The sequence below is a fragment of the Corallococcus sp. AS-1-12 genome (genome assembly GCF_020036995.1).
GTDB lineage: Bacteria > Myxococcota > Myxococcia > Myxococcales > Myxococcaceae > Corallococcus.
This window is the reverse complement of record NZ_JAIQDD010000005.1, coordinates 211,370-231,637: the sequence shown is the minus strand read 5'-3', so window position 1 is coordinate 231,637 and position 20,268 is coordinate 211,370. Positions and strand designations below refer to the sequence as shown.

At 71.2% G+C, this 20,268-nt stretch carries 16 protein-coding genes; 12 read left to right on the top strand and 4 right to left on the bottom strand.

The genetic code is table 11. The features are described 5' to 3' along the window. The first annotated feature begins 11 nt into the window (after window positions 1–11). From K8556_RS10635 to K8556_RS10600, 8 genes are all read left to right on the top strand, one after another. Entirely contained in the window at window positions 12–1,199 is a 1,188-nt protein-coding gene (locus K8556_RS10635; RefSeq protein WP_223739923.1) for an ABC transporter substrate-binding protein, read from the top strand. A gap of 31 nt (window positions 1,200–1,230) precedes the next feature. Further along, window positions 1,231–2,037: a hypothetical protein gene (locus K8556_RS10630; protein WP_223739922.1), complete on the top strand. Its 807-nt coding sequence runs from the start codon at window positions 1,231–1,233 to the stop codon at window positions 2,035–2,037. Window positions 2,038–2,155: 118 nt separating this feature from the next. Beyond that, on the top strand, window positions 2,156–3,811 hold the full coding sequence (locus K8556_RS10625) for a hypothetical protein (RefSeq protein ID WP_223739921.1): 1,656 nt from the start codon (window positions 2,156–2,158) through the stop codon (window positions 3,809–3,811). Further along, window positions 3,808–4,512, top strand: coding sequence for an ABC transporter ATP-binding protein (locus tag K8556_RS10620; protein ID WP_223739920.1), 705 nt, complete (start codon window positions 3,808–3,810; stop codon window positions 4,510–4,512). Before K8556_RS10625 ends, K8556_RS10620 begins: the two co-directional genes overlap by 4 nt. Then, window positions 4,509–5,795 carry an ABC transporter permease gene (locus tag K8556_RS10615; protein WP_223739919.1) on the top strand — a complete coding sequence of 429 codons (1,287 nt, stop codon included), beginning with the start codon at window positions 4,509–4,511 and terminating at the stop codon, window positions 5,793–5,795. Before K8556_RS10620 ends, K8556_RS10615 begins: the two co-directional genes overlap by 4 nt. Then, window positions 5,792–6,562 (top strand): hypothetical protein, encoded by a 771-nt coding sequence (locus tag K8556_RS10610; RefSeq protein WP_223739918.1) that lies wholly within the window; start codon window positions 5,792–5,794, stop codon window positions 6,560–6,562. The genes K8556_RS10615 and K8556_RS10610 overlap by 4 nt, the downstream gene beginning before the upstream one ends. Before the next feature lie 118 nt (window positions 6,563–6,680). Continuing rightward, window positions 6,681–9,209: a serine/threonine-protein kinase gene (locus K8556_RS10605; RefSeq protein WP_223739917.1), complete on the top strand. Its 2,529-nt coding sequence runs from the start codon at window positions 6,681–6,683 to the stop codon at window positions 9,207–9,209. Between the two features lie 85 nt (window positions 9,210–9,294). After that, window positions 9,295–11,052, top strand: coding sequence for an AAA family ATPase (locus tag K8556_RS10600; RefSeq protein WP_223739916.1), 1,758 nt, complete (start codon window positions 9,295–9,297; stop codon window positions 11,050–11,052). A gap of 18 nt (window positions 11,053–11,070) precedes the next feature. Here the strand turns inward: K8556_RS10600 and K8556_RS10595 are convergent, their stop codons facing one another. The 4 genes from K8556_RS10595 to K8556_RS10580 form a co-directional block, all read right to left on the bottom strand. Further along, on the bottom strand, window positions 11,071–11,934 hold the full coding sequence (locus K8556_RS10595; protein WP_370639911.1) for a L,D-transpeptidase family protein: 864 nt from the start codon (window positions 11,932–11,934) through the stop codon (window positions 11,071–11,073). Between the two features lie 292 nt (window positions 11,935–12,226). Next, window positions 12,227–14,191 (bottom strand): LysM peptidoglycan-binding domain-containing protein, encoded by a 1,965-nt coding sequence (locus K8556_RS10590; protein WP_223739915.1) that lies wholly within the window; start codon window positions 14,189–14,191, stop codon window positions 12,227–12,229. A 125-nt stretch (window positions 14,192–14,316) separates the two neighbouring features. Then, window positions 14,317–15,903 (bottom strand): multiheme c-type cytochrome, encoded by a 1,587-nt coding sequence (locus K8556_RS10585; protein WP_370639910.1) that lies wholly within the window; start codon window positions 15,901–15,903, stop codon window positions 14,317–14,319. Further along, complete coding sequence (locus tag K8556_RS10580) at window positions 15,903–16,289, bottom strand: PleD family two-component system response regulator (protein WP_206790174.1); 387 nt, start codon at window positions 16,287–16,289, stop codon at window positions 15,903–15,905. Before K8556_RS10580 ends, K8556_RS10585 begins: the two co-directional genes overlap by 1 nt. Before the next feature lie 181 nt (window positions 16,290–16,470). Here K8556_RS10580 and K8556_RS10575 point away from each other — a divergent pair, with 181 nt between their 5' ends. The 4 genes from K8556_RS10575 to lpoB all read left to right on the top strand — a co-directional run bounded on the left by K8556_RS10575 (window position 16,471) and on the right by lpoB (window position 20,262). Continuing rightward, complete coding sequence (locus K8556_RS10575) at window positions 16,471–18,114, top strand: mechanosensitive ion channel family protein (RefSeq protein WP_223739914.1); 1,644 nt, start codon at window positions 16,471–16,473, stop codon at window positions 18,112–18,114. Window positions 18,115–18,246: 132 nt separating this feature from the next. Continuing rightward, window positions 18,247–18,810 (top strand): hypothetical protein, encoded by a 564-nt coding sequence (locus K8556_RS10570; protein ID WP_223739913.1) that lies wholly within the window; start codon window positions 18,247–18,249, stop codon window positions 18,808–18,810. A gap of 10 nt (window positions 18,811–18,820) precedes the next feature. Then, complete coding sequence (locus K8556_RS10565) at window positions 18,821–19,636, top strand: hypothetical protein (protein WP_223739912.1); 816 nt, start codon at window positions 18,821–18,823, stop codon at window positions 19,634–19,636. Between the two features lie 14 nt (window positions 19,637–19,650). Then, window positions 19,651–20,262, top strand: coding sequence for a penicillin-binding protein activator LpoB (gene lpoB, locus K8556_RS10560; RefSeq protein WP_223739911.1), 612 nt, complete (start codon window positions 19,651–19,653; stop codon window positions 20,260–20,262). The last annotated feature ends 6 nt before the right edge of the window (window positions 20,263–20,268 follow it).

Genomic DNA, 20,268 nt, shown 5'->3' with positions numbered 1-20,268 from the left:
GGCGCACACGGATGAAGCTGCACCGCGGACCCGGCCTCTTTCTCTTCCTCGCGCTCTGTGTCCTGGGCGCGGGGTACGTGTTCGCCTCGCGGGCGGGTTACCTCGACCGCCTGCAGGCGCGCTTCTTCCCCTCCACGCGTGAGGCGGTGCGGCTGTCCCCGGGCGACTTCCCGGCGGGCGTCGCGGCCCCCGTGGCGGACGTGGCGTCGGTGCCCTTGCGGCCCGTGCTCATCGGCTTCACCCCGCGCGGCTCGGCTGCCGCGCTGCTCGTCGCCACCGGCGGCGCCACCACCCTGGACAACCCCGCCACGCCCCCGGGCGCCGCGCAGGGGCTGCTCAAGACGGCCTACGCGCTGGACGCCCGCGCGGTGCTCTTCGCCCGCGAGGAGGAGCTGAGGCAGGCCCTGTCCGTGGGCGCGGAGAACGGCGGCGTGGACATGGCGGCCCTGTCGGTGGACCGGCTGGCGTCGTGGGCGCCCACCTTGAGGGACGCGGCGCCGCGCACGGTGCTGCTCGTGGGGCGCAGCCGGGGCCAGGAGGCCATGGCGGCGGTGGGCGTGCCGGACCTGGCCAGCCTGCGCGGCAAGCGGGTGGGCGTGTATCCGGGCGGCTCGTCGCACTACTTCGCCCTGTGGGTGCTGGCGCGGGCGGGGCTGCGCACCTCCGACGTGCGCTGGGTGGACCTGCCCTCCACGCTGGACGCCGGCCGGGCCCTGCGGGAGGGGCGGGCGGACGTGGTGGTGGGGCTGTGGGGCGACGTGGAGCTGGCGGCGAGGGACCGGGGCGGCAAGGTGCTGGCCACCACGGCGGACGCCCCGCACCTCTTGGCCACGGTGCTGGTGGCCCGGGGCGACTTCGCGGCGCGCTACCCGGACGCGGTGCGGCGGGTGCTGCGGGGGCTGCTGGACGCGGGGCAGGGCGTGCTCAAGGACCCGGCGGCCGGGGCACGGCTGCTGGGCGAGGTGGCGCCCTACCTGGGCGACCCCACGGAGGCCATCCGCAGCGCGCCGCCCGCGACACTGGCGGACAATCGGGCCTTCTTCGGACTTTCCGGCGAGGCGCCGGTTACCTATGACGAGCTGTTCCAGAGCGCCGCGGCGCTCTTCCAGAAGCTCAAGCGCGGGAACGCGCCCCCTCCGGCGGAGGACACGCGGGACCTGGGCGCGCTGAAGTACGTCTCCGAGGCGCGGGGGCCCTGACAGGGGCCGGAAGAGGGAAGGGGAGTCGGACGTGGCGAAGACACCGAACTACATCAAGGCCGCGTTCCTCCTGCCGGCCAACCTGGTGGGGCTGACGACGGCGGCCATGTCCAGCGCCGTGACGCAGGAGCCGCTGCCCATGATGGTGGCCCTGGGCGTGGAGGGCGTCTACCTGGCCGTCCTGTCGTCCATGAAGCGCTTCCAGCGCGTCGTGCGGTCGCGGCAGCCGGACAACCCGGAGGCCGCGCGCGCGGCGGTGGACGCGCTGCTCGCGGACCTGGCGCCGTCCCAGCGCGACCACTACCAGCAACTGGTGGGGCTGAAGGAGAAGATCCTCGCCAACTACCGCAAGCTGCCCGGCGGGCGCGTGCTGGCGGCGGACAGCGAGCCCAAGCTGGACGCGCTGCTCACGTCCTTCCTGCGGCTCATCTCCGCGCTCAACCAGTACCGCACGTACCTGAGCGGGTCCGACCGCGAGCACCTGACCTCCGAGGTGGCGGCGCTGGAGGCGGAGGTCGCGGACGAGGCCAACCCGCGCCTCAAGGACGTGAAGGGCAAGCGCGTGGAGATTCTGCGCAAGCGCCTGATGCGCTTCGAGCAGGCGGGCGAGAGCCGCGAGGTGGTGAGCCACCAGTTGGCCGGCATCGAGGACCTGATGCGCCTGACGCACGAGCAGTCCATCGCCATCCGCGACCCGGAGAGCGTCAACCGGCAACTGGACGTGCTCTCCGCGGAGACGGAGGCCACGGACGAGACCGTGCGCCAGATGGAGCGCTTCCTCGACTTCACCGAGGAGGTCTCCGCGCCCCTGCCGCACGGCGGCACGCGGGTGCGGTAGGCCGGGCACGGGCCCGGACGGGTACCTGTTCACCGTGGCACCTTGCGACCCGGGCGGGGACCTTTGACGGCGCACGAATAGATTGACTCTCCGGCGCAGGCATCCTGTCCTGCCGCCCATGCTCCGCCGCGTTGGATTCCTTCCGTTGCTCCTGCTGTTGGTCGTGTTCGCCGGCTGCTCGCGCTGCGGGAAGGAGGCGGCCGGGCCCGCGGATTCGCCCCGGGGCGTGTCGCGCTACCTGCCGCGCACCGCGCAGGCGGCCGTCGTCATCGACGACCTGGGCACGCTGGGCGAGAAGCTCGCGCGCTTCCAGAACCTCAAGGTGGCCTCGTTCGTCGCGCAGCTCCAGAACTTCCCCTCCGCGGAGCGCTACGTGTCCGCGGTGATGCGGCAGGTGGGCGTGGACCTGCGCAGCAGGAAGGCGCTGGAGGACGCGGGCATCGACCCGAAGCGCGGCGCGGGCGCGGCCTTCCTCGGCGGCACGCAGGCGGTGTCCGTCATCGGCGTGAAGGACGCGGACAAGCTGAAGACGACCTTCGCCACCTTCGCCCGCACGCGCCTGGGCGCCTCGGAGGAGAAGGAGAACAAGACGGACGCGGGGCGGCTGGTCACCTTCCACCGCCCGGGCTCCACGGAGCCCATGCTGGGCATGCTCTTCCTCAAGCACGACCTGGTGCTCCTGTCCGCGGGCGCGTCCGTGTCGCGCCTGCCGGAGCTGGCGGCGCTGCCGGAGGAGCAGTCGCTGGCCAAGGAGCCGGTGCTGGAGGCGTCCCTCAAGCGGCTCTCCGGCGACCGCGACTTCCACGTGTGGCTGCCGGGCGGCATGGGCCTGCTGCCCGCGGGCAGCGTGCAGGGCATCACCTTCACGGGGCACATCGAGGACCGCGCGGTGACGCTGCGCGCGGACGCGCCGTGGCCCGACTCGCAGGCGTCGCTCGCGGCGCTGGAGCCCAAGGGCGGTGAGGCGCTCTCGGGCTGGCTGCCGCAGGACAGCTTCTTCGTGGCGCGCTTCCGCGGCGACCCCGCGCAGTTGGATGGCGTGTGGCCGTACCTGGCCGGCTCGCAGGTGACGCGCGCGGTGCAGGAGGCGGGCTTCAACGTGAAGACGGAGGTGCTGGACAACCTCAAGCCGGGCATGGTGCTCGCGCTGTCGCTGTCGCCCAACGTCAACCTGTCCTCGGGCATGCCGGAGCTGGACCTGCGGCGCACCAACCCCTTCCGCTTCGTCAACCTGGTGGCGCTGGCGGAGGTGAAGGACGTGGCGAAGGGGCAGGCCACGCTGGACAAGGTGCCCGGCTTCGCGGGCGGCTTCGGCGCGAAGGTGGAGCCCACGGACGTGAACGGCCAGAAGGCGTACCTCACGTCCTACCGCGCGGGCGAAGGCGCGCACTTCGCGCTGTCCAGGGACGGCAAGCTGGTGCTCGCGGCGCCCAGGGCGCGCCTGGAGTCCACCCTGGCCTCGCTCGCGCAGCCGGCCGGCACGGGCCCCGTGTCCGAGGACCTGAAGTCCGTGGGCAAGGACGCCGCGCTGGTGGTGCTGCTGGACCTGCGCCGGCTGGCGGACGCGGTGAAGGCGCTGCCGTCCGCCGCGTGGGGTATTGGCGGCTTCGCCATCAAGGCCACCACGGTGCGCTGGCTGGACGCCACGGACGACCTGCGCGCGGTGACCCTGGCCCTGTCGCGCAAGGACAAGGCGCTCCAGGCCGAAATCTCCCTGCGGCTGACGCCCGCGCCTGGCCCCACCACGACCACGACGACCCCGGCCACGCCTTGATCCACGCGCGCGATGTCGTGAAGGAGTACGAGGACGGCGAGGGCTCGCGCGTGCGCGTCCTGGATGGCGTGTCGCTGGACGTGGAGGCCGGGGACTTCGTCGCGGTGGTGGGCGCGTCCGGCAGCGGCAAGTCCACGCTGCTGCACCTGTTGGGCGGCCTGGACGTGCACTACCAGGGGCAGGTGGAGGTGGGCGGCGTGAAGCTCACCGGCCTGCGCGACAAGGAGCTGGCGCGCTTCCGCAACACGCACGTGGGCTTCGTCTTCCAGTCGTTCCACCTCATCCCCAACCTGTCCGCGCTGGAGAACGTGCTGTTGCCCTCGCACTTCGGTCCGGCCACTCCGGACGGACGCAAGCGCGCGAGCCAGCTCCTGGAGCGCGTGGGCCTGGGCGCCAAGCAGGACCGCGCGCCGGTGCGGCTGTCCGGCGGCGAGCGCCAGCGCGTGGCCATCGCCCGCGCCCTCTTCGGCGGCCCGAAGCTGCTCCTGTGCGACGAGCCCACGGGCAACCTGGACGCGGCCACCGGCGCGGGCGTCATCCAGCTCTTCCAGGAGCTGCACAAGGAAGGGCTCACGGTGCTGACGGTCACCCACGAGGAGCGCATGAGCGCGGTGGCGCGGCGGGTGCTGCGGCTCAAGGACGCGCGGCTGGTGGAGGAATCCCCTGCGTCGGCGGCCCTGGCCTCGCGAGGTGCCCCGTGAGGTTCGACGCACTGTCGCGACTGGTGAGGTTGTCCCTCGCGCGCGAGCGCAAGGGCGCGTTCTTCTCCGCCTTCGGCGTGGCCATGGGCGTGGGCGCGCTGGTGTTCTTCGTGGGCCTGGGCCTGGGCGTGGGGCGCGTCATCCGCGAGCGCATCTTCCCCACGGACTCGCGGCTGGTGGACGTGGTGCCCCCGGCGGTGTCGCTGGGCCTCCTGGGCGGCGGCAAGCTGGACACGGCCGCGGTGGAGCGCCTGGCCGCGCTGCCCGGCGTGGAGACGACGTACCGGAAGATGAACGTCCGCGTGCCGGCGGTGACGCGCTACGACGGCGTCTTCTTCGGCTCGCGCCTGCGCATGGGCATGGAGGTGCTCGCGGTGGGCGTGGACCCCGGCCTGGTGCAGAAGGACGTGGGGCTGCCGGAGGCGAAGGACTTCAAGGACCCGGGGGAGGGCAAGGCCATCCCCGCGCTCATCTCCACGCGCCTGTTGGAGCTGTACAACAAGACGTTCGCGCCCGCGCGCAAGCTGCCGCAGTTGTCCGCGGAGATGCTCATCGGCTTCGGCTTCCCGGTGGAGTTCAACCGCTCCTACGTGGCCGCCACGTCCGGCGGGCCCAGCACCACGCAGCAGGCGCAGGTGGTGGGCGCGTCCGACCGGGCCATGCTCGCGGGCATCACCATCCCGCTGGACACGGCGGTGCGCATCAACCGCGCTTCCGGCGCGGACGCGGACAGCTACTCCGGCGTCACGCTGGTGGCGGCGGACCCCTCCCGCGTCCCGGAGCTGGTGGAGGCGGTGAAGGGGATGGGCTTCGAGATCGATGATCAGGAGCGCCGGCTGGCGGAGAACGCGGGCGCGGCGGTGGCGCTCACCACGTCCGCGCTGGCGCTGCTCTCCATCCTCATCTGCGTGCTGGCGGCGGTGAACATCGCCCACGCCATGTCCTCGTCCGTGCGCGCCCGGGCCAAGGAGATTGGCGTGATGCAGGCGGTGGGCGCCTCGCGCGCGGACGTGCGCGCCATCGTGCTGGCGGAGGCCGGCGTGGTGGGCGTGCTGGGCGGCGCGGCGGGCACGGCGGCGGCGCTGGTGCTGGCCTTCCTCGTGGATCGGCTCGCGAAGGGCTACCTGCCCAACTTCCCCTTCAAGCCGGAGAGCTTCTTCTCCTTCCCCGTGGCCGTGGTGCTGGGGGGCGTGCTCCTGGGGCTCGTGGCCGCGCTCGCCGGGGCCTACTTCCCCAGCCGCCGCGCCGCCGCCACGGATCCGGCCAGGACGCTGGCGGGATGAGCGGCCCTTCGCGCAAGACGCTCCTGACCCACGTCCTGTGCCTGGGGGCGCTCGGGTGGATCTACGGGGGGGACCTCTCGGATGCCCTGCGCGCCCGGACCGCGGAGGTCTCCGCGCTCCTGACGCCGCCGTCCGCCGTGCGCGCCAGCGTCGTGCTGGGGCTCGCGGGCGTGGGCCTGGCCGTGTTCGTCGCCGGATGGCTGCGCAAGAAGCCGGAGGGCTTCAAGGGCTACCGGCTCGTGCCCATCCTGCTCGTGCTGGCGCTCTTCCTGGACCTGGTGCTGGCGGAGGGCCGCACGCCGCTGGACCCGCCGGAGCTGGCCTCGGTGGCGCTGCAGCGCTTCCAGAACGAGGCCCAGAAGCTGGCCACGGTGGAGGCCGTGCCCACGCGATCCCAGGTGCTACAGCCCCTGGTGGACGCGCTGGGAACGCCGCCGTACCTGGAGCGCGGCACGCCGGTGCCGGCCTATACACTCCAGGTGCGCACGGACTGCGAGGGCCCGGTCCGTGACGCCCCAGGCGCCCGGCCCGGCACGCTGCTCTACTGCGTGGCCCGGGACGGCAAGCAGGCCTGGGTGACGCTGGTGGGGCTGCCCGCCGAGGTGCGCTTTGGTGCGCCCGCCATGCTCTCCCACCGGGGCGAGCCGCGCGTCGCCGTCGTGCGCGCCCAGCTCCCTCCAGAGCCAGATGAGGCCGAAGGCGTTCCGGGCATTGACCTGGAGATCCCCACCGTGGATGGGGGCGCGGCGGCGGCGCCTTCACCCTGATTCGGGCCGATCCAGGCCCGCCTGCCGGGCAAGCGGGCGGAAATAGGTCCGCGCGCGCGGTTGACCCTTTGGAGCCGCGATCGATAGGCTCCCTGCAAGGACTCGACCCCCACTCAAAGTGACGACCTCTCAACCGAAGCGGCAACCCATCCCGTTCGGGAAGTATCTCCTCCTGGACCGCGTCAACATCGGCGGCATGGCGGAGGTCTGGCGCGGCAAACAGTTCGGCGCCAGCGGCTTCGAGCGGCTCGTCGCCATCAAGCGCATCCTGCCGAACATCGCCGAGGATGAAGAATTCATCTCGATGTTCATCGATGAGGCGAAGATCAGCGTCCAACTGACCCACGCCAACATCGCGCAGATCTACGAGCTGGGGCAGATCGCCAGCAGCTACTTCATTTCGATGGAGTACATCCCCGGCAAGGACATGCGGGCCATCTTCGACCGCTGCCGGAAGAAGGGTGAGCCCGCGCCCGTGCCGCTGGTCGCCTTCTGCGTGGCGAAGATGTGCGAGGGCCTGGACTACGCCCACCGCAAGAAGGACGGGATGGGGCGCGACCTCAACATCGTCCACCGCGACATCTCGCCGCAGAACGTGCTCGTGTCCTTCGAGGGCGAGGTCAAGGTCATCGACTTCGGCATCGCGAAGGCGGCGGGCAAGGCGACGAAGACGCAGGCCGGCATCCTCAAGGGCAAGTTCGGCTACATGAGCCCGGAGCAGATCCGCGGCCTGCCGCTGGACCGGCGCTCGGACGTGTTCGCCATTGGCGTCTGCCTCTACGAGATGCTCACCGGCGAGCGCCTCTTCGTGGGCGACAGCGACTTCAGCGTGCTGGAGAAGGTGCGCAAGGCGGAGGTTCCGTCCCCGTCCACGTACAACCGGCGCATCCCGGAGGCGCTGGAGCGCATCGTCCTCAAGTCGCTCGCGAAGGACGTGGACGAGCGCTACCAGTACGCCAGCGAGCTGGGCGACGACCTCCAGCGCTTCCTGCTGACGAACGACTCCATCTTCGGCCGCAAGGACCTCATGCAGTACATGAAGTCCACGTTCGCCGAAGAGGTGGAACGCGAGAAGCAGCGCCTGGCCGAGTACGCGGACATCCGCGCGCCGGACGGCATGCTGGCGGCCATCGAGGCGGGCTTCAGCGGCCCGTCCCCTGTGCCCACGCAGAGCATGACCAACATCCCGGCGGTGGCGCCCTCCGCGCCCGCCGTGGAGCCCGTCGCCGCGCCGCCGCCGCGCGCGTCCAACTCCGGTGGCGCCGCGCAGGGGGCTCGCCGCTCGCCCACGCTGGCGGCGCTGCCCAAGCTGACCGCCGCGCCGGCCGCGCCCTCGCCCAAGGAGGACGAGGAACTGGCGACGCAGATGGTGGACCGCGACGCCGTCTTCAACGACGCGCCGGAGCCCACCACCCAGCCGGGCGCCGCCATTGGCCGCGCCGTCACGCCGCTGGAGTCCCCGGCCGCGCCCGCGGACGACGGGGAGGACGTGTCGGGCCGCACCGCCGTCATCCCGCCGCCCTCGTCGCTGCCCCAGCCTCCGGCGCCGCCGCGCCTGTCGCAGAACAGCGCGCCGGTGCTGACCGCCGCGCCGCCGCGTCCGTCGCTGACCAACGTGCCCACGCTGATGTCCAACGACGCGCCCGCGCCCCGGCCGACGCCGAACCGGGGCAACGACGGCGCGCTGCCGCGCATCGTCCGGCCGGACTCGCCGCCGGAGCCGGCGCCGCCCGCGCCGCGTCCGCCCGCGCCCCCCGTCCTCAACAACGGGAACGCGCCGCGCCCGCCCGCGAAGGAGGCCCGCCAGAAGAACGCGCCCGAGCCGGAGGCTCCCGCCCGGGGCGGGGGCTTCAAGGGCATGGACAAGCGGCTGCTCTACGGCGCCGTGGGGCTGGCGTCGCTGTTCCTGCTGGTGGGCGTGGCCCTGGTCTTCTCCCCGAGCAAGCCCGCGCAGGGCTACGTGATGGTGGAGCTCAAGACGCAGGAGGCGAAGGACCGCGCGATGGTGTCCATCAACGCGGGGCCTCCGGAGAAGTTCCCCTCCAACGGCTTCGTCCTCAAGCCCATGTCGGTGGGCAACGTGCTGGTGGTGGTGACCGCGGACGGCTACGAGGCCTTCAACCAGTCCGTCATGGTGGCCGAGGGCACCAACGCCACGCAGGTCCCGGTGACCCTCAAGCGGCAGGCGCGCTCGGTGGTCGTCATCTTCAAGACCCAGCCGGAAGACGCGGAGGTGAAGATCGACAAGCAGGTCGCCCGGAAGCAGGGCGAGCGGGAGCAGGTGCTCCAGGACTTCTCGCTGAGCAACGACACCCCGCTCGTGGAGGTGTCCGCCCCGGGCTACCAGCCGTTCATCCGGAAGCTGACGGTGAACAAGGACGGCCTGGACGTGGTGGCGACGCTGGAGCGCGCGCCCGTGGAGGTGCGGGTCGAGTCCACGCCCCCGGGCGCGGCCATCTTCCAGGGCAACAAGGACCTGGGCGCCGTCACCCCTGCCACCCTCCGGGTGCCGTGGGGCACGCGCGAGCTGACGCTGAAGGCGAAATGCCACGCGGACGAGGACGTATCCGTGGGGACGCCGTCCCCGGCGGGCTCCACGGTCAAGGTGGAAGCGACCCTGAAGAAGCAGGCGCGCTGCCGCGATTAGCGGCGCCGCGGTCCTGATACTTAAGGTAGGCCTGGGGGTCCTCCCCCCGGATGTCCCTGGGGGGAGCGGCGCCGGAGGGATGTCCGTGACGAAGGTGCGTAAGGTAAACAAGGCGGATCCGCTGGCGGATCTGCCCCGGTGGGCGCAGCAACTGGCGCGCAAGTACTACACGAAGACGGTCAGCACCTTCCTGCTGTACGGGGCCGTGAGGGACCTGCAGCCCCTGCAGCTCGAGGACGGCGGGCGCGGCTTCGGGACGCTGAAGACCTTCCTGTCGGAGGAGCTGTTCGGCGGGCGAGACCACGTCCTCTTCTACGACCGCTCGTCGGGCATCCGCTCGGCGACGCCGGAGACGCAGAAGGACCTGTCGCGGGCCATGACCGGCTACGACGCCATGTACGGCACGGACTTCTCCAAGGTCCTGCCGCGCGACCCGGGCCGGGCGCTCCAGATCCTGGAGAACTTCCTGCGCATGCGCCTGAGCGAGGGCCGCTCGATGGCGCTCATCATCGACTTCGCGGAGACGCTCGTCCCGGGCGGGGAGATGAGCCACCTGTCCGCGGAGGACCGCTTCGTCGTGGCCACGCTGGACAAGTGGGCGCACGACCCGCAGTTCCTGGCGGGCGACGTGTCGGTGGTGCTCCTGGCGGAGAACCTGTCGGACGTATCGCCGCGCATCAGCCGCAACCCGTACGTGGCGCCCATCGAGCTGCCGCTGCCCACGGAGGAGGAGCGCCTGGAGTACGTGCGCTCCAAGCTGGAGGGCAAGAAGCTCCAGTCCGTGTCGGAGGTGCCGCTGGCGGGCCTGGCGAAGATGACGGCGGGCCTGTCGCGCATCAACCTGGACCGCGTGCTCACGGAGGCGCTGGAGCGGGAGATCCGCATCACGCCGGAGCTGCTCAAGGAGAAGAAGAAGGAGCTCATCCAGGCGGAGTGCCACGGCCTGCTGGAGTTCATCGAGCCCGCGCACACGCTGGACGCGGTGGCGGGGCACGCGCCCGCCAAGCAGATGCTGCGGCAGGCGGCGTCCGCGCTGAAGAAGGGCCGCATCGAGGTCATGCCCATGGGCTACCTGGTGAGCGGACCGGTGGGCACCGGCAAGACGTTCATGGTGAGCTGCTTCGCCGGGGAGATTGGCATCCCGGTGGTGAAGTTCCTGAACTTCCGCAGCCAGTGGCAGGGCGTGACGGAAGCGAACCTGGAGAAGATCTTCAACCTGCTGAAGGCCCTGTGGCCGGTGGCGGTGATGGTGGACGAGGCGGACACCTTCCTCGGCAACCGCGACTCCGGCGGGGACTCCGGGACGAGCAGCCGCATCTTCGGCTCCATCGCGTCCTTCATGGGCAACACGCAGTACCGCGGCAAGATTGTCTGGTTCCTGCTGACGGCGCGGCCGGACCTGCTGCCCATCGACCTGAAGCGCCAGGGCCGCGCGGAGGAGCACCTCGCGCTCTTCTATCCGCAGACGGACGAGGAGCGGAACGAGCTGTTCCAGGCGATGAGCAGGAAGACCGGCGTGTCCGTGGAGGGCGTGGAGTCCTTCGCCGCGCTCATCCCCGGAGGCGTGCGCGCCTTCAGCGGCGCGGACATCGAGGCGGTGATGGTGCGCTCGAAGTTCCGCGCGCTGGCGGACGGGCGCGACCAGGTGACGAAGGACGACCTGGCCGCGGTGCTGGCGGACTTCGTGCCGCCCAGCTACCCGCTGGAGATTGAAATGCAGAACCTGGTGGCGGTGCAGGAGTGCACCAGCCGGGCGCTCCTGCCGGAGAACTTCCGCAAGCTGGACCGCGACTACATCAGCAAGCGCGTGCGGGAGCTGAAGATGCTCCTGGAAGAGCAGTAGGCGTCGAGCCGTAGGCCGTCAGCCCACGGTGACGGGGACGCCCAGGTGCGGGTCCTGGAGCGTCTCCACCACCGCGATGCGGTCGCCCACGGCGAGCGCGTCATGCAGCACGAGGATGTCCTCGTTCGCGTGACGGATGCAGCCGTGGGACACGTCGCCCCCGAGCAGGGCGGGGGCGCTGGTGCCGTGCAGCTCCTCGCCGCTGCGGCGGCCATCCGCCCAGGACAGGTCCAGCAGCCGGGCGCCGAACACGTGCCGGTCGTTCCACAGCCGCGCGCCCGCGTCCTCGGTGGCGACCTGATCCAACTTCGCGCGGACGACCTTGAGGCCCGGGTGCGTGGGCGTGGCGGCGGTGCCCACCGCGTTGGGGAAGATGTCCACGAGCTTCCCCTCCGGGTCGAAGAGGAACGTGCGGTGCTCGCGCAGCGCGATGACCACGCGCACGGGCTGGCCCGCGTAGAACGAAGAGGGCAGGGCGCGCGACTGTCCCCGTGAGCCCGGAGCCGGAGCGAGCGCCTCCAGGGCCTTGAGCGTGGCGGCGTCGAGCACGCCGCTGGAGCGCAGGCCCGCGTGCACCTGGAAGTTGCGGAGCGCGCGTGCCGTGTCCGGGCCGTAGCGTCCGTCCGCGCCGCCGTACAGCGCGAACCCCATGTCCATGAGCGCGCCCTGCACCGCGCGAAGCCCCTCGCCCTTCGCGCTCGTGCCGAGCACCGTCACACCGGACGCCACGTCCGCGAGCTGGGACGACCCGGCGAAGCGCGGATGCGCCAGGGCGCTTGCCGCTGGAATCGCCGTGCCCGCGAAGTCGGCCGGAGGCTCCATGACGCCCAGGCCCCCGGCCGTCACCGCGCGCGCGACGACGGTGGCCGCCGTGCCTGTCACGGTGTCTCGGGAGCGCTCCCTGGGGACGGACACTCCGTCGGACGGCGGGGCAGGGGAAGGCCCACGCGGTGCCGGACCCACGGCCGGAGCGGGCCCGCTGAAGCGCGTCAGCGAGTTGCCCCCGGTGACCGTCCTGTCCCCCGGACGTTCGACTCCACGGGGCAGGACAGGCGCGGGCCCGCGCGTGTCGGGCGTTTCAGGGGGACGGAGCGGTGACTCTCGAAGCAGTGCGGATGCGAGCATGGCGCCGGGGACTGCAAGGTCCCGGCCGCCGCGCCATGCCCTTCAGCCGCTACGGCGCGCTCAACGACAGCAGCTTGCCGGTGGGCACCGTGCGGTGGTCCTTGATGTGGTTCCACTTCATGATGTCCTCGACGGACACGTTGTAGCGCTGCGACACCGACCACAGCGTCTCGCCCTCGGCCAGCGTGTGCACCTTTCCCTTGGGGCCCACGGGCGCCTGTCCCGCCACGGCGTTGGCCACCACGATGGTGCCGCCGCGCTCCTCCACCTTCGCCGGCGCCGCGCCCTTGGACTCCGGCGGCCACACGGCCAGCAGCGTGCCCAGCGACAGCGTGCGGTTGCGCTTGGGCAGGTTGTTCCACTTCTTCAGGTCGTCCACCGACACCTGGAAGCGGTTGGCGATGAGCCACAGGCTGTCGCCCTCCTGCACGCCGTAGGTGATGCGCGTCTTGCCGTCCACCTTCTCCGTCTTCACCGGGCCCGCCGCCACGGGGCCGCGGGGCGTGCCCGCCGGGACCTCGTCCTCCGGCCGCGTCGCCACCACGCCGCTGCGCCGCGCCTGCGCCACCTTCGCCGCCAGCGCGCCGGACGCCACCGCGCCACCGCCCGCGTCGCCGCTGCCACCCCGGGCGTTCGCCGGCACCGGAATCACCAGCTCCGCGCGCACCTTCAGCACCCGCGCGCTCTTCAGCCGGTTCATCTGGAGGATGGCCTCCGCCGCCGTGCCGTACTTCTGCGCAATCTGCGACAGCGTGTCGCCCCTCTTCACCGTGTGCACCCGGAACGTCAGCCGGTCCGCGGGCGACAGCTTCGCCAGGTTCTGCGCGAAGAGCGTCGTGGTGCCGCGCGGCAGCTTCAGCGTGTAGGGCTTCGCGGCCGTCGCCGGAGGCGTGCACCAGCGCTTGAGCTCCGGGTTCAGCTCCTGCACCTCCGTCACGCTCACCCCGGCCGCGCGCGCCACCACGTCCAGGTCGGTCGCGTCCGTGAGCTTCACCTCGTCGTACTCCAGCGTGGACTCGTACTGGAACTCCTCCTCGGAGAAGCCGAACGCGGTGGGGTTCTTCGCCACCAGCGCCGCGGCGATGAGCTTGGGCACGTAGTGCTTCGTCTCCTTCGCCAGCCCGCGCTCCTCCGCCAGCACCCAGAAGTCCTTCGTCCCGTAGCGCTCCACCATCTTGCGCACCCGGTACGAGCCCGTGTTGTAGCCCGCCCACGCCAGGTACCAGTGGCCCAGCTCGCCGTAGAGGTCCTTCAGGTACGCCGCCGCCGCGTGCGTGGCCTTGATGGGGTCACGCCGCTCGTCCACCCAGAAGTCCTGCTTGAGGCCGTACTGCTTGCCCGTGCTGGAGATGAACTGCCACGGCCCGGCCGCGTGCGCCCACGAGTACGCGTTCGCGGAGAAGCCGCTCTCAATCATCGCCAGGTACACCGTGTCCCGTGGCAGGCCCTTCGCCTCAAGAATGGGCTGCATCACCGGCAGGTAGCGCGTGGAGCGCGCCATCCACTTGCGGAACCACTTGCGGCCGGGGCCCTGGAAGAACTGGATGTACTCGGCCACCCGCGGCTGCATGTCCACCGGGATGTCGTAGCGGTCCTTCACCTGCGAAATATCGAAGTTCGCCAGGTCGGTGATGCGCGCCAGCGGCGGGGCGGTGTCGTCCTCGCGGAAGGTGGGCTCCTCCAGCGCGTCCAACATTCGCAGCCGCAACGGGTTGGTCAGGCCCAGCCGCCGCAGCGACTGCATCATCTCCGCGCTCGGCTTCGCCTCCGGGTCCAGCGTCGCGCCCTCCAGCGCGCGCAGCTCCTCCAGCTCCGCGGACTCGTTCTCCACCTCCTCCGTCTCCTCGCCCTCCTCCATGGGAGCGGGGGGCGTGGCCCGGCTGGCGTTCGCCGTCAGCGAGGGAGCCTGCGAGGAGGGCACCGCATGCACGCCAGGCGGCGGCACCGGTGACGGCGCCACGCCCTGCGAGGAGGGAACCGAGGCCAGGGCAAGCAGGAGCAGAGAAAGCGGCATGGGAACGCCAGGCGAGGTCGCCCAGAAGCAGGCGAAGCCCGCAGTATTCGCCAGCTTTCTTGACAGTCAAACAACAAGTCGCTCGGTACGCCCCCGGGAAGGACCCACCGTAGGAGCGAGCGACCCTATTTCGCCGGCGGCTCGCCTGCCTGCCCGCTCTTGCCGGTTCCGCCATGGCCGGGACCGAGGATGCGGGGCAGGTAGGTGGCGAAGTCGAAGTGCGGCGAGTTCTCCGTGTTGTGGCAGGTGACGCACACGGCCTCTCCCGGCTTGCCCACGATGGTGGCCGGGCTCGGCGCGTCCACGTGCTGGGAGCCCGGGCCGTGGCAGCTCTCGCAGCCCACGTCCTCACGGCCCGCCACCTTGTCCAGCCGGCACACGCCGCCGGGCTTCTGCCAGGCGGTGATGTGGCAGCCCACGCAGTTGAGGTGGTGCTGCTTGCCCACCTCCTCCAGCGTCTCCCACGCGTGGTGGTGCTTCGTGCGCTGCCACACGGCGGTCGCGTCCGCGTGGCAGTCCTCGCACGCCGCGCTGCCGACGAAGCCCGCCTGGCCCTTCGGGGGCGCCGGGCAGTCCTGGCCGTGCGCCTTCGCCCACGCGAGGTTCAACTGGCCCACGTTCGCGTCGTACGCCTTCACCAGCGCCTGCGCGTCCGGCGCGGTGGGCAGGTTCGACTCCAGCGGCAGGAAGCGCAGCGCGAAGCCGTTGACGCCGTCGGTGGGCGCGGGCGGCGCGGTGAGCAGGCCCTGCTTGCGCGCGGAGAGCTCGTCGCGCTTGCCCTGCTTCAGCGTCTTGAGGGTCGGGTCGATGCCGGGCCGCGAAATCTCCTTGTCCAGGAGCGCGATGCGCTGCTCCAGCGCCGTCACCTCGCGCTCCACGTCCCCCTGCGAACGCTGCGGGACGAAGGGGCCCTTCGCCGGCGCGTACGTCAGGTCCACGCGCAACAGCGAGCGCCCCTTGCTCTGCAGCGCCACCACCGGCACGTCGGAGCGCACCAGCCGGTTCTCCTCCGCGGAGAACTCACCGGCGCTGTGCGTGGCCACCACCAGGTTCGCGGCCAGCCCCGGCAGCGCGGCGGCGACCTGCGCGGCCTCCAGCGGCTGGTCCAACAGGCCCACCACGAAGTCCGCGCCCTGCTCGCGCGCCTGCTGGCTCGCCTTCACCAGCGCCTCGCCGGACGCCGCCGCCACCACGCCCACCTTGCGCGTCCCCGCGTCCAGCACCTTCACGCCGCCCGCCGGAATCTCCGGCAGGCCCAGGCCCTGGCGGAAGGCCGCGCCGCGCGTGTCGTCCAGCTCGCCGGTGGCGCGCGCCGCGATGCCCATGGTGCGGAACGCGTCCGCGAGCGCCTTCGCCTTGAGCTCCTCCTGCGGCACCTGCTCCGCCTGGAGGTGCGTCTCCCCGAAGAGGCTGTTGCCGCCGTCGATGTAGAGCACCGGCTGGCCGCCCCTGCGCGCCTCCTGCACCTGGAACGCCGCCCGGCCGATGCCGCCGCGCATGTTCTCGCTGCAGCCGCACGGGCCCAGATAGCCGCGCGTGTCCGCGGAGAGGAGCAGCACGGCGCCCGGAGGCGCGGCGGGAGCGGGGGAGGCGGTCTGCTGCTGCCCGGGAGCGCTGTTCGCGCCGCTCTCCGGGGCGCGCGGCTCCTGGCGTCTGCAACCGGCGAGGAGCGCGCTCACGAGCACCGCGAGGACGGCCGCGCGCATCGTCATCACCAGAGGATGCTCTGCACCAGTTCGTCGATCTTCTCGCCCATCGCCTCCAGGCCGTTCACCTTGGAGAGACAGCCGTCCGCGCCCACCTGCTCGGCCAGCTTCGACAGCTCGTCGTCCGGCAGGCTGGAGAACAACACGATGGGGATGTCCTGCGTGTTGTACTCGTTCTTCAGCGTGCGGCAGATGTCCGTGCCCTTCGCCTCCGGCATGTGGATGTCCGTGAGGATGAGGTCCGGCCGCCAGCTCTGAAGCGTTTTCTCAAACTCCATGAGCGTGGAGGTGGCCACGACCTCATAGCCCCGCGCCTCCAGGACGGCCTTCTCCATGGCGAGGGTGATCTCGCTGTCGTCAATGAGGAGGATTCTTCGCTTCTCTTCGGACACGGCGACCTTCCTTGGGGGTCGGTTCTAGCCCACCACCCAGCGGCGCACCAATGCTTTCCCGTGTCGCGTTTCAGCACGGCTTTTCTGGATTCAACCCCGGGCGTCCCAGCGGCCGGGCGGGCTCGGAAACACCCACCGTCTTTCCCGGGCAACCCGCCCGAAAAAGGGTAAGGAGGCGCCCATGAAGCGCCATGCCTCCCGGGTCCTGGTGGCCCTCCTTCTCCTGGGGTGCGTCCTTGGTGGCCTCCCCGTGCAGGCCCTCGACAACGGCCTGGGGCAGGTCCCGCAGGACCTCGACCGCACGTCGCCGCGCGCCACGGTGCAGGGCTTCCTGGACGCGGTGCATCGCGGGGACTACGCCCGCGCCGCCTTCTACCTCTACCTGGACCACCTCCCGGAGGCCGAGCAGCCCCTGCGGGGCGCCCAGCTCGCGCGGAAGCTGAAGTTCGTCCTGGACCGGGAGCTGTCGGTGGACACGTCCGTCCTGCCGAAGACGCCCGAGGGCGAGTCCCCCAGCTCGCGCTTCGTGTCGCTGGGGGCCATCCCGCTCAAGGGCGAGAGCGTCCCCATCCGGCTGCAGCGCATGAGCGTGGACAACACCTTCATCTGGGTGGTGTCGGAGCCCACCGTGAAGATGGTGGACCCGCTCTTCGAGGAGTACGGCCCGCTGCTCACCGAGACGCTCCCGGCCTTCTTCTTCGAGCGCACGGTGCTGGGGCTGGAGCCGTGGCAGTGGCTGGGGCTCGCGGTGACGCTGCTGTGCGCGTGGATCTTCTCCTACCTCCTGGAGAAGCTCCTGCTGGCCGCGGGGCTGCGCGTGGCGCGCTGGACGCGCATCGCCTGGGACGACCAGATTGTCGGCGCGGGCCGGGGTCCCCTGCGGCTGCCCTTCTTCGCCATCCTCCTGGCGCTGGGCACCTCGTTCCTGCTGCTGCCTCCCAAGCTGAAGCTGCTGAGCGACCGGGTGAGCTACTCGCTCACCATCGTCGCGGTGGCGTGGTTCATCCTGCGCTTCCTCCGGGTGTCGGAGGCCTACGTCCAGAGCCGCGTCACCTCCGAGTCCAGCCCCCACCGCCGCGCGCGCTCGCTGCGCACGCAGTTGGCCGTGCTGCGCGCCGTCTTCGAGGTCGCCACCTACGTCATCGCCGCCGCGCTGCTGCTCATGCAGTTCGAGGTCGTGCGCAACGTGGGCGTGTCGCTCCTGGCCTCCGCCGGCATCGCCGGCCTCGCCGTCGGTCTCGCCGCGCAGAAGTCGCTCGCGTCGCTGCTCGCCGGCATCCAGTTGTCCATCACCCAGCCCGTCAGCATCGGGGACAACGTGCTGGTAGAGGGCGAGTTCGGCACGGTGGAGGAGATCACCCTCACGTACGTCGTGCTGCGCATCTGGGACCAGCGGCGCATGGTCATCCCCATCAACCAGTTCCTGGACAAGCCGTTCCAGAACTGGAGCAAGGGGTCCCCGGAGATCATGGGCACCGTCATCCTCCAGGTGGACTACATGGCGGACATCGACGCGCTGCGCGCGGAGCTGGACCGCATCCTCGCCAACGAGGGCAAGGAGCTGTGGGACGGGCGGGTGAAGACGCTGGTCGTCTTCGACGTGATGGACAAGACCCTCACCGTGCGCGCGCTGGTGAGCGCGGCGAACTCCAGCAAGCTGGGCGACCTGCGCTTCCTCGTGCGCGAGCGGCTGGTCGTCTTCCTGCGCACCCGACCCCAGTGGCTGCCCATGGTGCGCAGCGAGTCCCGCCCCGCGCCGCAGCCCCCGGCCTCCCGGGACGACCAGGAGGAGGCCATCCAGGGCGCCCCCGAGCCCCGCTCCTGAAGACGGGCGCCTGTGAGAGCCCCAGGGAAAACAGGCGCTTGCACGGACGCTCACCGCGCGATGAATATGTCGACCCACGCGGCGTAAGACGCGCGTAAGAGCAATCGCACCCTCGCTGGGGAGTCCAAAGAGATGAAGCGTCCTGTCACGTTGTGCGGAGCCCTGGCGCTCCTGGCCGTCGCCGCGCCGCTCACCGCGAGCGCCCAGGAGCGGGGCCGCACCGACGGGCCCGAGGAGTCGGAGTACGGCACGGGGGGCTACGGCGACAACCGCCGGGGCGTGTCGCTCCAGTTCGACTGGGGCGCGGCCATCAACTCCCGGGAGAACCCCGCGGGCGCGCCGGAGGGCCCGCCGCTGTACGTCGGCGCCACCGTGTCCCTCTGGGGAGATGACTGGTACCGCCTGGACGTCAGCGGCGGCTACGTCTTCGACGGGGGGCGCTTCATCGGCAACGTGGGCCCCACCTTCCGAAGCTGGGGCTGGCCGGTGGCCTTCACCCTGGGCCTCAAGGCGGGCGCCATCGTCATCCCGGAGGGCGAGGGCCTCCGCTTCGCCATCTCGCCGCAGGTGGGCGCGGAGCTCTTCCTGGACCGCCGCGACCGCGTGCTCATGGGGCTGCACTACTCGCCGGACATCCCCATCGGGGGAGGAGGAGTCACGAACCGGTTGTTCATGAACGTCGGATACCGGTTCTGACGGACACGCCATGATCGCTCAACTGCTCGCCGCCGCTGTCGCGTTGACCACGGCCCAGGCGCCTCGCGCCGCCTCGCCGTCCGTGGCGCTGCCGTTCCCGTCCGGGGACGTGCAGACCTACAACATCATCCAGTGGGACCCGAACCAGTTGCCGCGCATCTATGAGCGCTCGGATCAGATCCCGCTCACCGACGAGGAGCTGACCAAGCTGTCGCAGGCCGGCTTCGAGCCCGCGCAGTTGGTGAAGATGATCGAAGAGCGGCGCTGCGCCTGCGACGCGAGCGCGGACGGCCTCATCCGCCTGAAGAAGGCGGGCGTGGACAAGACGGTGCTGGCGGCGGTGTCGCGCCATGGCCTGGCGCCCAACCGGCAGTTGGACATCCTGGTGACGCTGGACTTCACCGGGGAGAGCCGCACCGCGCGCGAGGCGTTCCTCTACTTCTTCGTGGACGACGGGGACATCACCCGCGTGTTCTCCGCGAACCTCCCGGAGCTGCTCCAGCGCCGCAACAGCCACGAGACCATGGTGGACCGCAGCGACATCATGGTGGCGCGCACGGTGCGCCGCATCCAGCTCGCGGGCCACGTGCCGCTCAAGACGTACGGCGCGCACCGCGTGATGGTGGCCGCCAGCGCCAGCCCCACGCTCACGCACCCCTCGCAGCTCACCCCGCAGGAGCGCGCGAAGGCGCAGACGTACACCTTCGACTATCCGCGCGCGTCCCTGCAGAGCCTCTGCCGGCTGACGGCCGGCTACCGCCGCGACGCGGTGCTTGCCTACAAGTGGAACTTCGAAGGCAGCCGCTTCGAATGCGAATGGAACTAGGAGTCGACCCCACCATGAACACCCGCCGCCTGCTGCTGTCCGCCCTCGTCGCCGTGTCGCTCGCCGGCTGTGGAGGCCCCCGCGCCTTCACGCGCGGCACCTACGAGGACCCCAACACCATCGAGATGCTGGGCGACCGCTTCAACGAGAACGACCTGCAGCTCATCGCGAAGAAGATGGCCGAGTCGCTCGCCAACTCCCCGCGCTTCGCCCAGGCCCCGCCGCAGGGCCAGGCCCTGCCCATCGTCCTCGTGGGCAAGCTGCGCAACAGCACCAGCGAGCACATCGACATGCGCTCGCTGGGGGACAAGATTCAAACGGCGCTCGCGCAGACGGGCCGCTTCGCGCTGGTGGACCAGCAGGCGCGCCAGGACATCGCGGAGGAGTACGAGTACCAGCAGTCCGGCTACGTGAACCCGAACGCCGCCAAGGCCCCGGGCCAGCAGGCGTCGGTGGACTTCCTGATGACGGGCGACCTCGCCTCCATCATCCAGGAGGTCGGCCGCGACAAGCTCGTCTATTACAAGATGACGGCGAAGCTGAACGACGTGCGCACCGGCACGATCGCCTGGACGGACGAGAAGCAGATCCGCAAGAAGTTCGAGAAGCAGGGCGTGAGCTGGTAGCCGTCC

Bases quoted from the DNA above. Each gene is read 5' to 3' on its own strand.
- K8556_RS10635 (WP_223739923.1), top strand. From the start codon at position 12: ATGAAGCTGCACCGCGGACCCGGCCTCTTTCTCTTCCTCGCGCTCTGT.
- K8556_RS10625 (WP_223739921.1), top strand. From the start codon at position 2,156: ATGCTCCGCCGCGTTGGATTCCTTCCGTTGCTCCTGCTGTTGGTCGTG.
- K8556_RS10610 (WP_223739918.1), top strand. From the start codon at position 5,792: ATGAGCGGCCCTTCGCGCAAGACGCTCCTGACCCACGTCCTGTGCCTG.
- K8556_RS10590 (WP_223739915.1), bottom strand. From the start codon at position 14,191: ATGCCGCTTTCTCTGCTCCTGCTTGCCCTGGCCTCGGTTCCCTCCTCG.
- K8556_RS10585 (WP_370639910.1), bottom strand. From the start codon at position 15,903: ATGACGATGCGCGCGGCCGTCCTCGCGGTGCTCGTGAGCGCGCTCCTC.
- K8556_RS10575 (WP_223739914.1), top strand. From the start codon at position 16,471: ATGAAGCGCCATGCCTCCCGGGTCCTGGTGGCCCTCCTTCTCCTGGGG.
- K8556_RS10570 (WP_223739913.1), top strand. From the start codon at position 18,247: ATGAAGCGTCCTGTCACGTTGTGCGGAGCCCTGGCGCTCCTGGCCGTC.
- K8556_RS10565 (WP_223739912.1), top strand. From the start codon at position 18,821: ATGATCGCTCAACTGCTCGCCGCCGCTGTCGCGTTGACCACGGCCCAG.
- lpoB (WP_223739911.1), top strand. From the start codon at position 19,651: ATGAACACCCGCCGCCTGCTGCTGTCCGCCCTCGTCGCCGTGTCGCTC.